This is a genomic window from Halomicroarcula saliterrae, assembly GCF_031624395.1.
Taxonomy (GTDB): domain Archaea; phylum Halobacteriota; class Halobacteria; order Halobacteriales; family Haloarculaceae; genus Haloarcula; species Haloarcula saliterrae.
The window spans coordinates 424253-436998 of the sequence record NZ_JAMQON010000002.1 but is presented as its reverse complement, the minus strand read 5'-3'; the positions used below and the strand labels follow the sequence as shown (position 1 = coordinate 436998).

At 70.4% G+C, this 12746-nt stretch carries 11 protein-coding genes; 2 read left to right on the top strand and 9 right to left on the bottom strand.

Annotated elements, in window-relative coordinates; genetic code table 11:
• Nucleotides 1-61: 61 nt before the first annotated feature.
• The 4 genes from NDI56_RS10265 to NDI56_RS10250 form a co-directional block, all read right to left on the bottom strand.
• Nucleotides 62-2383, bottom strand: a complete 2322-nt coding sequence (locus NDI56_RS10265) for an STT3 domain-containing protein (RefSeq protein WP_310919408.1) — start codon at nucleotides 2381-2383, stop codon at nucleotides 62-64.
• Nucleotides 2384-2446: 63 nt separating this feature from the next.
• Nucleotides 2447-4099: a histidine kinase N-terminal 7TM domain-containing protein gene (locus NDI56_RS10260; protein WP_310919407.1), complete on the bottom strand. Its 1653-nt coding sequence runs from the start codon at nucleotides 4097-4099 to the stop codon at nucleotides 2447-2449.
• Between the two features lie 166 nt (nucleotides 4100-4265).
• Nucleotides 4266-5192: a UbiA family prenyltransferase gene (locus NDI56_RS10255; protein ID WP_310919406.1), complete on the bottom strand. Its 927-nt coding sequence runs from the start codon at nucleotides 5190-5192 to the stop codon at nucleotides 4266-4268.
• A gap of 80 nt (nucleotides 5193-5272) precedes the next feature.
• A complete protein-coding gene (locus NDI56_RS10250) occupies nucleotides 5273-6061 on the bottom strand; it encodes a formate/nitrite transporter family protein (protein ID WP_310919405.1) in 789 nt (262 codons plus the stop codon).
• Between the two features lie 119 nt (nucleotides 6062-6180).
• Here NDI56_RS10250 and NDI56_RS10245 point away from each other — a divergent pair, with 119 nt between their 5' ends.
• Nucleotides 6181-8007 (top strand): ArnT family glycosyltransferase, encoded by a 1827-nt coding sequence (locus tag NDI56_RS10245; RefSeq protein WP_310919404.1) that lies wholly within the window; start codon nucleotides 6181-6183, stop codon nucleotides 8005-8007.
• 96 nt (nucleotides 8008-8103) lie between these two features.
• Here NDI56_RS10245 and NDI56_RS10240 read toward each other — a convergent pair whose 3' ends face one another.
• Nucleotides 8104-8319 carry a hypothetical protein gene (locus tag NDI56_RS10240; RefSeq protein ID WP_310919403.1) on the bottom strand — a complete coding sequence of 72 codons (216 nt, stop codon included), beginning with the start codon at nucleotides 8317-8319 and terminating at the stop codon, nucleotides 8104-8106.
• 150 nt (nucleotides 8320-8469) lie between these two features.
• Here NDI56_RS10240 and NDI56_RS10235 point away from each other — a divergent pair, with 150 nt between their 5' ends.
• Complete coding sequence (locus NDI56_RS10235) at nucleotides 8470-9438, top strand: AAA family ATPase (RefSeq protein WP_310919402.1); 969 nt, start codon at nucleotides 8470-8472, stop codon at nucleotides 9436-9438.
• Here the strand turns inward: NDI56_RS10235 and NDI56_RS10230 are convergent.
• Genes NDI56_RS10230 through NDI56_RS10215 form a run of 4 tightly spaced genes read right to left on the bottom strand, consistent with a single transcriptional unit; the run spans nucleotide 9410 to nucleotide 12727 of the window.
• Nucleotides 9410-10087 carry a DUF7519 family protein gene (locus NDI56_RS10230; RefSeq protein ID WP_310919401.1) on the bottom strand — a complete coding sequence of 226 codons (678 nt, stop codon included), beginning with the start codon at nucleotides 10085-10087 and terminating at the stop codon, nucleotides 9410-9412. The two genes, NDI56_RS10235 and NDI56_RS10230, sit on opposite strands and share 29 nt — an antisense overlap.
• Nucleotides 10084-11367: a DUF58 domain-containing protein gene (locus NDI56_RS10225; RefSeq protein WP_310919400.1), complete on the bottom strand. Its 1284-nt coding sequence runs from the start codon at nucleotides 11365-11367 to the stop codon at nucleotides 10084-10086. The genes NDI56_RS10230 and NDI56_RS10225 overlap by 4 nt, the downstream gene beginning before the upstream one ends.
• On the bottom strand, nucleotides 11364-11942 hold the full coding sequence (locus tag NDI56_RS10220; protein ID WP_310919399.1) for a DUF7269 family protein: 579 nt from the start codon (nucleotides 11940-11942) through the stop codon (nucleotides 11364-11366). Before NDI56_RS10220 ends, NDI56_RS10225 begins: the two co-directional genes overlap by 4 nt.
• Nucleotides 11939-12727, bottom strand: coding sequence for a DUF4129 domain-containing protein (locus tag NDI56_RS10215; protein WP_310919397.1), 789 nt, complete (start codon nucleotides 12725-12727; stop codon nucleotides 11939-11941). The genes NDI56_RS10220 and NDI56_RS10215 overlap by 4 nt, the downstream gene beginning before the upstream one ends.
• Between the last annotated feature and the right edge of the window lie 19 nt (nucleotides 12728-12746).

Genomic DNA, 12746 nt, shown 5'->3' with positions numbered 1-12746 from the left:
GTCCCTGTGGCACACGGGGGGATGAGCCTTCTGCTTCGCCGAGACGCCCCCTGCGACCGACTCACCCGGCGGCGCGGGTCGTCCCGTTCCGGACCGCGGTCTCGTTGACGGTCACCGTCGCCGTCGTCTCGGGGCTGTCGACCGTGTACGTCCCCGGGTTGGCGACGACGAGCCGGTACCGGCCGTCCCGGTTCGCCCGCGTCCGTCGGGTGTACTCGAACTCGTCGCCCGGGACACTGACTGTCGCCGTCGCGGTCACGGTCGCGTTCGGGCCGGCCGTCCCCGCGATAGTCGCGCCGGGGACCAGCGCGAACGCCCTGTGTGACCCGCTCTCGGTCGCGTACACCGCCCGGTAGTGGGACAGACCGGCGACGCTCCCGTTCTGGCTCCCGTAGTTGTCGTGTAGCCGGGACTGCATCGTCTGTGGGCCGCCCCCTGTGCGGTCCTCCGTGACGACGTAACCGACTCTGCCGCGCAGCCGGTCGTACCAGCGCGACTCGTTTGTCCCCCCGAGGAACGCGGCGTAGGTGGTTCTCGCGTAGCTGTAGCTGCGTGATTCCCCGCTGACGAAGTAGTTGTACGCCCGGTTCTGGCCCCACTGGCTGAGGACGTAGTTCTGCGGGTATTCGAGCCCCCGGTCGGCCGCGTCGCGGTCGATGGCCGTCGCCGTCAGATAGGTGCCGCCGTCGGTGGTTATCTGACTCGTCTTGACGGGGACCTGCACGATGCCGAGGCTCCCGAACAGCAAGAAGAGGACACAGAGCAGCCCGAGGGTCTTCGGTTCGGGGACGAGCGCGTCGACTCGCCCGTCGGCCCGAAGCGGGCGCGCGACCTCGACTCTGGTGGCGAGCCAGACGAACGCGTAGCCCGCGAATACGGCGACGAACGTCGCGAGTTCGCCGACGAAACGGACCTGGAGGGTGGCGAGCCCGAGGAAGTACCAGGCGTACGCCGTCAGGACGAGCCAGTCGGCCCGGTCGTCGGCCGCCCGCCTGACGCCCCACGCCATCGCGGGCAGGGCGATGACGAGCGCGAACCCGAACAGGAGGAGAAAGCCGAGCGTCCCGGGGTCGAACAGTCCGGCCGTCTCGGCGATGGCATCGCTCCGGAAGAGGCGGTCAGTCCGGCTGACGGCCTCGGTCCAGCGCTCGGTGAACAGCGACCGGACGGCGAGCAGCCCCAGCACGACCGCCGCGCCGTCGACCGCCGCGAGCTGTCTCGCCGTCCCGCCGGCCCGGGCCGTCAGCGCCGCTATCGCCACGGCGCCGGCGACGCCGAGAAACAGCAGTATCGGGACGCTCGCGACGAGGTCGGTGTGCCACCCCCAGTTCGCGTGGACGGTCCAGACCACTCCCGCGGCGAGTCCCGTGCCCGCGAGCACCGGCGCGGTCGTCAGGAGCGGCGAGCGGCCGGCATCGACGTCGAGCAGCGTCTTCGCCACGACGGCGATTCCGACGGGGGCCAGCAGGAGCGGTCCCGCCTCCCACGCGAGCGTCTGTCCGGCGATGCCGACGCCGAGGCCGACGGCGGCCGCCCACGGGGTGACCGACCGCAGCGACGCTCTGTCACGGCTGGCCGTCGTCGCGACGAGCAGCGCAAGAGCGGTGAGTCCGAGCAGCGGGTAGTCGAAGGCGTGGTGGTCGGCGTAGCCGAGGCTCGTCCGGAGGGCGTGGCCCGGGATAATCGCCAGAAAGAGGACGGCTGCGAGCCCGACGCGGCGGTCGCTGGTCAGCCGGACGGCGAGCAGATACACGAGCGCCCCCGAGACGACCGCCGAGACGACGGGATACCACGCGAGGACGTGCCCGATAGCCTCCGTGGTCCCGCCGAACAGCTGGGCGACCCACCACAGCGTCGCCACCAGCAGCGGCTCGCCCTTGGTCACGCCGGTGGGGAGCGTCGAGAGCGCGGCGATATCGACGCTGCCGCCGGCCTCGGCGGCCACCTGTTCGACCCAGTACCTGTAGTAGTACGGGTCGTTGCCCGAGAGGACGATGTCGCCGCCGCGGTAGACGCTGCCGTAGACGTACGCGCGGGTGAGTGCGACGACGGCGAGGGCCGCGGTCACCAGACCGACGGCTCGGGGCTCGATTGCCGGCAGCGACAGCCGGTCGAGGCCGACCCCGCCGCCGTCGTCGGTCGCCGTCGCGGTCTCACCGTCCAGCGCCCGGCGGACGGCCGACGGGTCGGCGACCCTGTACCCCTCGCCGTCGGACTCGACGATGTCGCGCGAGACGAGCTCGCCGAAGACGCCCGAGTCGACCGCGACGTCGTCGAAGGTCCAGCCGTCCTGCTCGGCGTCGACAGCCAGCACTGTTTCGAGCGCGGACTCCAGTTCGGGCCGGTCAGCTAGCAGCGTCGACGGCCCACGCTCGTCGCTCATACGTTCCCCCATTCCCGTGGAGTGAATAAAGCCATCGAGAACCCACCGTCCCGGGTCCGGCGGTCACCGTCGCGCAGCGACGGGGAGCGTCAACGTCACGTGAGTCCCCGTCGGCTCGACCGACTCGAACGAGACCGAGCCACCGGCGATGTCGGTCCCCCAGGCGGTCAGTGCCAGCCCGAAGCCGCTCCCGTGTTTCAGCGGGGTCTCCTGACCGTCGTTGACGAGTGCGAGTTCGTGGTCCTGAATACCCGGGCCGTTGTCCTCGATGTGGACCTCGACGACGTCCTCGCCGGCGTCGACGCTGACGCTGACCCGCGGATCGGCGCTCGTGTTGTGCTGGGCGGCGTTCTCGATGACGTTCGTACAGACGATATCGAACAGCCCGTCGACGACGATATCTTTCGGGCCGGGCTCGTACGTGACGGTCACCTCGGGGTAGCGCTTGGCGATCGCCTGGGTACACTCCCGGAGAATCGAGTGCAACGCGAGGTTCTCCCTGTCCGTGCGCCCCTTCTCGAAGACGTCGATTATCTTGCGGACCTTCTCGCCGGTCTCCTCTATCTCCATGGCGTTTTGCTTGAGCGTCTCCGCCTTCTGCTGGCTGTTGTGTGTCGCCAGATACCCCGCGTGCCCGAGGATGACCTGGATGTTCGTCCGGATGTTGTGGCGAAAGACCCGGTGTAACACCTCCAGACGCTGTTGCATTCGGAAGAGGTCGCTGATGTCGTGCAGCGTGATGATGCGACCGATGGTCCGGTCGTGGATGTCGGTGACGAGGCTCTCGGAGACGTCGTAGGACTGTCGGGTCCCCGGCGGATTGAACACGCGTTTGCCCGACGCGGTCTCGCCGGCGGCCGTCAGGCCCGGACTGACGGTGTCGAGGCGCCGGCCGAGCGCTTCGTCCGGGGTCGTCTGGAGCACGGTCGCCGCCCGGTCGTTCATGTCGACGACGTTGCCGTGGGTGTCGAGCACCAGCGCGCCCTGGTGCATCTGTTTGTACAGCGACCGCCGGGCGTGGCGGATGGGAGTCGGACTCGCGCCGAAGAGCTCGAACCGGGTCAACGCGGAGAGGTACGCGACGCCGGAGAGGGTGAAAGCGACGGGCGTCGGGTCGATCCCGGCGGTCGGGAGGTAGCCGAACAGGTGCGCCAGGTTCGTCACCCATGGAGCCAGCAGGCCCATCAGGAGCGCCAGGCTCTGGGCCTGGAAGGTACGTACCTTGCTCGTTACGAGTTCGAGCAGCGGGACGAGCCCACAGAGGCCCAGCAGATAGGTGTACGCGGCGATGACCCAGAACCACGGGCCAGGGGTCAGCGTGAGCGTCGGCACACCGCGTTGTGCAACGAGCTGTGCGTCGAGATACAGGAGCTGGTGGTACGGGCTAGTGAGGCTCAGAAACAGGGTGACTGCGGGGATTATCGAGACTAACACGACGTGGCGGCGCGTCGTGTATTCGTCGTAGCCCGCGTACTCCAGCGCGAACAGGAGCCATGCGACTGGAATGAGCGCGACGCCGGCCCACGAAATGTTGACGAAGAATACCTTCGCGTCGACAGTCGCCGTTCCGATCTGGAATATCACCATCGCCGACCACCAGCACTGGCCCGCCATGAGCAGCGTCAGCGGTACCGACCCGGGCTTCGGTCGTTCCCGCCACGCCAGCAGCCCGCCGGTCACCCCGACCGCGACCGACGTGACTAGAACGAGTTTCATCAACATCAGTGGTGACACGGCTTACCATGAGTGTCGGCTATGGATACTAATAAGATAGGGTACGTCACCGCGGCGCTTCGGTTTCTTGCGATACGACAACTGTTCGGGCACAGTTGTGACGAGACAGCAGCGCGCTCCGAACCCACCACCCACCCCGAGAGTAGCGTTACAGCAGCGGGACGATGACCAGCGCGAGCATCGGCAGTCGGCTGCACTCAGCCGTGATAGTGAGCGCGCTGTTGTTGTCGGTGCGACCGAGACAGACGGTGATACCGAGTAGTATCACCAGGCTAAGCATCAAGCCGGCCGCGGCCGCCCAGCCCAAGATATCCGTGACGTACGCCGTGGCGACGATGGCGACGCCGAGGCCGGCGACGCTGTAGAGGAAGTACCGAGTTCCTCTGATGCCGAGGACGACTGGAAGGGTCTTGACGCCGATTTCCCGGTCGCCAGCGAGGTCACGAACGTTCGGGACCTCCACGCTGATGAACGCTGCAAGGAAGAAAAAGACGAACACGACGCCTGCGGCCGGGGTTATCGCCGCTCCGGCGAAGGCGATGGGCAGGAAGACGATGACGAGCGCCCACGCGCCGGCGACGAGGACGGAGTTGAGAATAAACACCTGTTTGAGCCGCTTCACCTGACCGAAACTGGGCAGCCAGTCCTGTGCGTAGACGATCCAGACGACACCCGGGAGCAGCGCCAGCGCAAACGCGGCCGGGCCCCCCAGCACGGCCAGCGCGACCGCGAGGCCGTACGCGAGCGCCGACAGCGCGTAGAGCATCCGGTTGTATCGCTTTACGAAGGCGGCTCGGCCCGGCGCCGTCTTCTCGTCGGTCTCGACGTCGGCCACTCTGTCGTTGCCGTACACCGCGAACGTCAACAGCCCTGCGACCAGGACTGCCGGACTCAGCGGCAGGGAGAGTAGCTTCGTGACGATGAGCACCTCCGCCATCGCTATCAGCGCGAGATACGCCGAACTGAAAAGCAGGAAGTCCCGGACTGGTTTGCCGAGTCGGTACAATCTGTTCCGCAACTGACTGGTCGGTACGGTCGTCGAATCGTTCGTCTTGTTCTGTGGGTTAGTTGCCATTGCTGCGCCTAAACATTCGAGGGAGAACGATGAAAATCATCGCCCATCGACATAACAATAAGAAAGAAATATCAACTAATTTAATCCTCGCTCTGTGCCGCCCCTTTGGCCTGTGCGATGTGTGCGACCGTGACGAGCCCGAGCCCGCCGACGAGATTCCCCGTCGTGACGACGCCGACCACGACGGCGAACCGAGCGGTGGCGATGGCCGCCCCGAAGAGGACGCCCAAGAAGACGTGCAGGGCAGTGACGACGACGTGCTCGAAGGGTCCGAGCGCGAGAAAGACCCCGACGAGATAGGCCAGGCCGAGGCGAGCGCCGTCGCTGTCGACCGAGACCAGCAGGAAGGAGAGCAGGCTCACGAGGGTCCCCCCCGCGACCGCGCGGGCGAACGACGCGAGCAGGGCCCGGTGGGCGCTCTCCGTCGCGACCGTGGCGAGCGCCTCGGTCGTCCCCGGAGGCAGGGCCCCTTCGACGGTGAAAACCAGTGAGAACAGCCCACCGCCGACGAGGTTGAACAGGAGCGTCACCACCCACAGCCGGAGGAGCGGCCCCGCGGCCCGACGGTCGCCGCGGTCGACGGCCGCCGCCGCCGGGTCCGAGAAGTTCTCGTTGAACAGCTCCGTGCGGCCCGCGACAAGAAAGAGGATGCCGATGCCGAACGCGAGCGCGCCCCCGAGCTTGGCGGTGCCGCCGGCGTCGGGCCCCAGCACACCCTCGACGATACCCAGCGCGACGAGGCCGAAGACGACGGTAAAGCCCGCGATGAAGCTCGTCGAGACGAGTTCCAGCAGCGACTGGTCGAGTCGGCGCGTCCCTTCCTCGACCGCCCGGTCGAAGATTTCGCTCGGCGTCGGCCCTGCGCTCATATCGGGGCGTCGGCGGCCGGCCCGAAAACGACGGCGAGCGTCCGCGGCGGTAGTCGGTGCTTAGCGCCACAGGTAGTGAGTGTGTATTTTTTTATACACCCTCCCCCAAACCCTCGCTGATGGTCCCCCGCCCCGGATGGTTCGGTCGCGCGAAGCGACAGCTCTGTGCCGACCTCAGGGCGGACCCGTATCTGGGCTACATCTTGGTGGGGGCGCTTGTACTCGCCGGGTTCGGCTTCTGGCACCGCATCCCCTCTTTCGCGACGTGGGACGAACACGACCGGGTGCTCGACGCCCTGGTCGCCTATTCGGAGATCGTCGCCGACCCGAGCCTCGACGGCGTTCGCGAGGGCGTCGCCTGGAGTCGGGCCCCCTTCGGCGCGACGCTGTGGGTGTACGCGCTGGCGGTGTTGCCGGTCGTCCTGGCAGCCGCGCTCACCGGCCAGCTGGACGCTATCGCGGCGATGCAGGACCCGTCGAGCGCGTACGCCCACTACCAGGTGTGGGCCGAGACGCCGCGGTGGATCTGGACGTGGAGTATCGCCTTCGTCCGGCTGACGAACGTCGTCTTCGCCGTCGTGACAGTGTATCTCGTCTACCGACTGGGGACGCGACTCCGGAACCGCGCGACCGGGCGGCTCGGGGCGGTGCTGCTCACCGTCACGTTCGGCTTCCTCAAACTGGCAAAGGAGGGCGGCGAGGACATCCCGGCGACGATGTGTTTCGTCGCGTCGCTCTACCTGCTCGTCGGCTACGTCCGGACGGGCGAGCGCCGCCAGTTCTACGCCGGCAGCGCCGTCGGCGGGCTCGCCATCGCGTTCAAACTCACGCTCGGGCTCGCGGTCCCGGTCGTCGCCCTCGCCTTCCTGCTTCGAGCCCGTATCGATGACGGGCCGCTCCGGCGCGCGCTCTGGCGACCGCGGCTGCTGCTGGGCGGGGCCGCCCTCGGCGCGGTCGTCATCGTGGTCGGCCACCCGACGGCGCTGGTCGGTGACTTCGAGGCGGTGTATCACCGCTGGTTCGGCCGGACCGGACGGCCGGACCGGGTCGTCGGCCCCTCGGCACCGACGTGGTGGTGGTTCCTCCGGACCTACGCCAGCGCCTTCGGCTGGCCGCTCCTGCTGGGCGCCATCGGGGGGCTCGCAGCGAGCGTCGTCCACCTCGCCCGCCTCGCGCCGGGCCGGGCGGAGCTGCGGGCGCGAGCCCCGGGCTTCGACGAGCGGGCGCTGCTGGTGGGCGCGCTGGCGATATTCCTCCTCTTTTTCGCCCGGTGGCACGACTGGCGCGTCCATCACGTCCTCCCGACGTTCCCGCTCGCGGCGGTGTTGCTCGCCGACGCGCTCGACCGACTGCGCGACCACCGGCTGCGGCTGGGTCGGGCGGCCGTCGCCGCCGTCGTCGTCACGTCGGCCGTCTACGCCAGCGTCGGCGTCGGGATGTACGCCTCGATGCCGCGCGACGAGGCGACCGAGTGGCTCGACGAGAACGCGGACGAGGACGCCACGATGGAGGTGTACTTCCACGCCCACTTCGAGAACGCCATCCCACACGGGATGACCCTCAACACGCCCCCGGAGGAGGGGGCCGAACTCGACCCCTGTCCCGAATACATCCAGGTCGGCGACAAGGAGCTGCTGTACCTCCAGGACATCCCCACGGCCCAGCGTAGCTCGGAGGTGGACTTCGCTCCGGCCCCGCGTCAGGCCTACATTCGGGCGCTGCTCGACGGCGAGTACAACTACGAGATCGTCGCGGAGTTCGGCGAGCGGCCGCCGAACTTCGTCCCTCACCGCCCGGAGCCCGGGTCGCTGCGCGAGCTGGTGCCGCTCGGAATCTACCCGCACAGCGACCAGTATGGGGACGAGCAAGAGCTCGCGAGCGACCAGTACGTCGCGATTCTCCGGTTAGAAGGCGACTGCGTCGAGTCACGGTCGGCGCCGTGGTGAGTTCGGAGCTCGCGGGTGTGCCGTCCGGTCGCCGGGTCACGGGGACCGTCGCAGGGCAGCGCCGGCCCTATCGGGGGACTCGTTACGACGGCCCTCTCAGGCCATCGTATCCTCGCGCGTCTCGGCCGTCGGGTCGTTGCCGGCGTAGAGGGCCACGGCTCCGATACCGGCGACGATGGCGACGACCAGCGTCCAGAACGCCGAGAACGCCCACAGGCTGTCGGCGAAGATGTCGAGCACGAACAGCGCTGTCAGGATGACGAAGCCGGCGACCGAGAACCAGCCGAACCAGCCGAGTGTGTTTCGTTCCATGGCGTCTAGAGGGAGACGCGGGAACCGCAAGAGGGGCCGCCTTGCCCCTGCAACGGCTTCGAGAGGCCCGCTCGACCCCTCTCTGGGGACTCCCGTCGCCCGAAAGTAAGCGCGTGATAACAAACCCTCGGAGCCCCCGAGGGTGGCTCGATGAGCACGGACACCGCCGCCGACCACTGCGACGCCGTCATCGACACCGTCTCCAGCGCCGTCATCGTCGAGCGAGCGACGCTCGAAACCGTTCTGTCGGGGTTTCTGGCTCGGGGACACGTGCTGCTGGAGGACGTGCCGGGGACCGGCAAGACGCTGACGGCGCGTTCCTTCGCCGGGGCGCTCGGCCTCACGTTCTCGCGGATTCAGTTCACGCCGGACCTCCTGCCGGCGGACGTGACGGGGACCTACGTCTTCGACGAGCAGCGCGGGGAGTTCGAGTTCCGCTCCGGTCCCATCTTCGGTAACGTCGTGCTCGCAGACGAGATCAACCGGGCCTCGCCGAAGACACAGGCCGCGCTGCTGGAAGCGATGGCCGAGGGGCAGGTCACCATCGAGGGGCGGACCCACGAACTGCCCGACCCCTTCTTCGTCGTCGCGACGCAGAACCCCATCGAGCAGAGCGGGACCTTCCCGTTGCCGGAGGCGCAGGTCGACCGGTTCGTCGTCAAGACGAGCCTCGGTTACCCGGACGAGGCGGGCGAGCGCGAACTCGTGGACCGCCGGGCCGAGCGGACCGACCGGACGCCCGAGGTACAGGCCAGTCCCGGCGTCGACCCGGCCACGCTGCGACGGGCTCCCGAGGCGGTCCACGTCGCCGACGGCGTCCGTGGCTACGTCGTCGACCTGGCCAGAGCGACCCGGGCGGACGGCCGCGTCGAGACCGGCGTCTCCCCGCGGGGGACCCAGCGGCTGTTCGAGACGGCCCGCGCACTCGCCGCCGTCCGGGGCCGGGCCTACGTCACGCCCGACCACGTCGCCGAAATCGCGCCGGTCGTTCTCGCCCACCGGCTCGTGTTGACGCCGGACGCCCGCGTCGAGGACGTCGAGAAGCGGACCGTGGTCGAGGACCTGCTCGACGACGTGGCGGTGCCGACGGTCACCTATACAGCGCCGCCATCAGAGTGACCGCGGCGGCGAGCAGGAGCGCGAGCGTCCCGAGGGGCAGGCCGGTCGCGCCGTGGCGGTAGAACAGCATCGCGACGACGACCGTGGCGACGCCGACGGCCGTCGTGGCCCCGCCGTGTAGCAGCTCCACCGCGCGGGTGTCGGCGTCGGTCCGGAGCTGCTCGCCGAGGCTGATGCCGTGTTCCGCGACGTCCCATGCCGCGATGGCGGCGGCCGTCGCCCCGAGCAGCCGGAGGGGGCCGGCGGCCTCGAAGACCCCGACCAGCGCCACGCCGACGACGAAGGCGGCGAGGCCGGCCGAGACGAACCGGCGGGCGAAGCGTTCGCTGACGGGCCGGAGCCCGAGACCCAGCAGCGCCGTGCCGACGAGGCCGGGCACCAGTTCGATCCGGTGGCGCGGGTCGGCGAGCGTCTCGGCCCGCAGCAGCGACGCGAGGACGAGCGCCGCCCCGAGGACCGTCCACAGTCGCCCCTCGGGCACGGGAAGCCCCGACTCGCGGCCGCGGGCGACGACCAGACCGACGCCGACGACGGCGGTGACGACGGCGACGCGCTGGTCGAGCGTGGGGGCGAGTATCGCCGTCGAAGCGGCGCCCAGCAGGACGGCCAGCCCGCTGGCGAGCGGCGTCGGGCGGTGGCTGACGCTCACGCGGACCACCGCCGCCGCTGCTCGTCGAGCAGGACTGTGCCGAGCGGCGTCGACGGGTCCCAGTCGACGACCGGGACCTCGGCCCGGCGGACGGCGCGTATCCGCATGGTCCGCTCGCGCCGGGCCAGCCGCCGGCCGAGGCTTCCCTCGACCGTCACGTCGGGGCTGACGACCGTCGCGGCGTGGCCGGCGGCCGCGAGCGTCCGGACCGCCTCGACGATGCGCTCGTCGGCCAGCGGCGAGAGGACGACGACCTGCGCGTCGCTGTCGAGGTGTTTCCGGAGCAGCGCCGTCTGGCGCTCCGTCTCGCCCGACGCCCGGTCCCCCGCTTTGCCGGCCCCGGGCGGCGTCGCGTCGAACGCGGGGTGGGTCGCAAGTAGCTGCCACAGCGCCGCCTCGTGGTCGGACCCGACGCCGGGGGCGCGGACACACAGCTCGCGACCGAGCGCGGCGAGCCCGACCGCGTCGCGAGTGTCTTCGAGCGCCGACAGCAACTGCTCGACGCCGGCGAGGCTGTGGGCGACCGCGTTCGGCCGCCCCTCGGCCTCGGCGCGGTAGGCGGGCGCCCGGGCGTCGACGAGGAGCACGACGGAGGTGGGCCGTTCCTCGCGGAACTCGACGGTGGTGAGCTCGCCGGTCCGGGCCCAGCGCTTCGAGTCGATACGCCCCATCGGGTCGCCGGGCCGGTACTCCCGGACCGAGTGGAACTCGATGCCACTGCCGCCCTCGTCGGTGACGAGCCGCCCGGCGTGGCCGTCGGGCTGTTCGCGCACGGGGAGCTCGGGGACCGAGTCGGCACACTGTATCTCCGTCCCGGCGACGACCGCGGTCTCGACCTCGTGAGCGCCGGTGATATCGCGGGCGACGACGGTCGCCGGGTCGAACTGGTGGCGGCCGTACTCCGTCTCGACGGCGTAGCTGAACTCGGTGGCCTCGCCGGGGCGAAGCACCGCCGCGTGGCGCGGGCTGCCCGAGGTGACGGTGAGCATCGGCGGCACGCCGTCGACCACGCGACAGTCGGTGAGCGTGCGGTCGCCGGTGTTCTCGACCCGCGTCGTGACCGTCACCGGCTCGCCGCGAGCGGGGGCCGCGTCGTCGAGGCGGCGCTCCAGTGCGAGGTCGACACCGGGCGGCCCGCTCAGCCGCGGGTACACTGCCAGCCCCGCGCCGACGACGCCGACGAGGAGCGTCGCGGGGCGGTCCGCGAGGACGCCGACGGCGACGAAAAACAGCGCCACGGCGGCGAGGCCGCGCCAGCGCCCGGTCGTCCGGACCGTCACCGGTCACCACTCCGGTCGGTGAGCTCGGCCGCCGCCGCTCGGGCGCCGTACTGGGTCCAGGAGTCACGCCGCAGGGCCAGCCACAGGCGTTCGGTGGGCGACGGGGCCGCCCCCGCGAGGAACCGGGCGGCGACCGCGTCGTCGGTCCACCCGCCCGAGTCGACGCGCTCTCTGGCGGCCGCCCGGCTCAGCCCCTCGCTCATCCCCTGATGGACGGCGTCGGTCCGGAGCCGCTCGCGGAGCCGCTCGGCCTCGCTCTCCGCTACCCGCCACGGCCACCGTTCGAGCAGCTCGTCGAACCGCTCGCCGGGTCGCGGGGCGTCCGGCACCGTCTCCGGGTCGGGTGGGCTGGCCTGGTCGACGCGGCCCGTCGCGCGCCGGGCGACCATCCACGCGAGGACGGCGAGGGCGACGCCGCCGACGGCGCCGAGCAGGAAGTAGTCGTTCCCCGCCAGCGAAACGGCGGTTCCGACGGGCAGCCGCGTCGAGAGGCCGGGCCACAGCGCCAGCCCGAACGCGGCGACGCCGGCGGCCACGACCAGCGCCCAGCCGGCGCGACGGGTGCCGCCTCTCACGACCCCTCACCGTCCAGCCGGTCGAGCGTCTCGCGGGCGACGCTCTCCTGTTCGTCGGTCGGCGGCGCCGACCCGTAGCGCACGTCCTCGAAGGTCCGACGGAGCCGGTCGACGTGGCTCGGGTCGAACCCCGTCTCGACCGCGAGGCGGGCGCAGTCCCGCGGCGTCCGCGTGCGGGGCTCCGGGACGCCTGCTCGCCGAACCAGTTCGACCCACGCCCGCTCCACGTCGTTCTCCGGGTCGGGCACCACCGACTCGGTCGCCGACGCCTCGGCCTCGGTCCCGACCGCCCGGCGGAGCCGGTACCGATAGCGGTAGGCGACCGTTACGAGCGCGAGGAGCGCGGCCGCAAGCAGGAGTAACTCCAGTGGCCAGCCCGTCCCGGCCAGCCCCTGTGCGCCCGACAGGCCCTGCCCGGCCTGCGCTGACTCCCTGTCGCCGTACCCGGTGTCACCGGACGGCTCGCCGCCCCGTCGCTCCGCCTGAGCTTCGCCGTCGCGCTGGCCGTCCTCGTCGGCCCGCTGTGCCGACCGCGGGTCCGACCCGTCCTCCTCGACATCGCGCTGCTCGTCCCCCTTGCCTTCCGTGTACCTGTCGTGGACCCCCTGTGCGGCCGCCGCGATATCCCCCTCGCTGTCCGCTCCGAGCGGGAGCGCGTCGTAGCCGACGTCGATCGCCTCCGACGGGTCGGTCGACATCGACGACGCGAGCGTCGACGCCGAGAGCCCGACGGCGACGACCACGACGACGGCGATACCGGCCGACAGTATCCGTTCCGTGTTCATTGGGCGCTGGTCTCGGCTG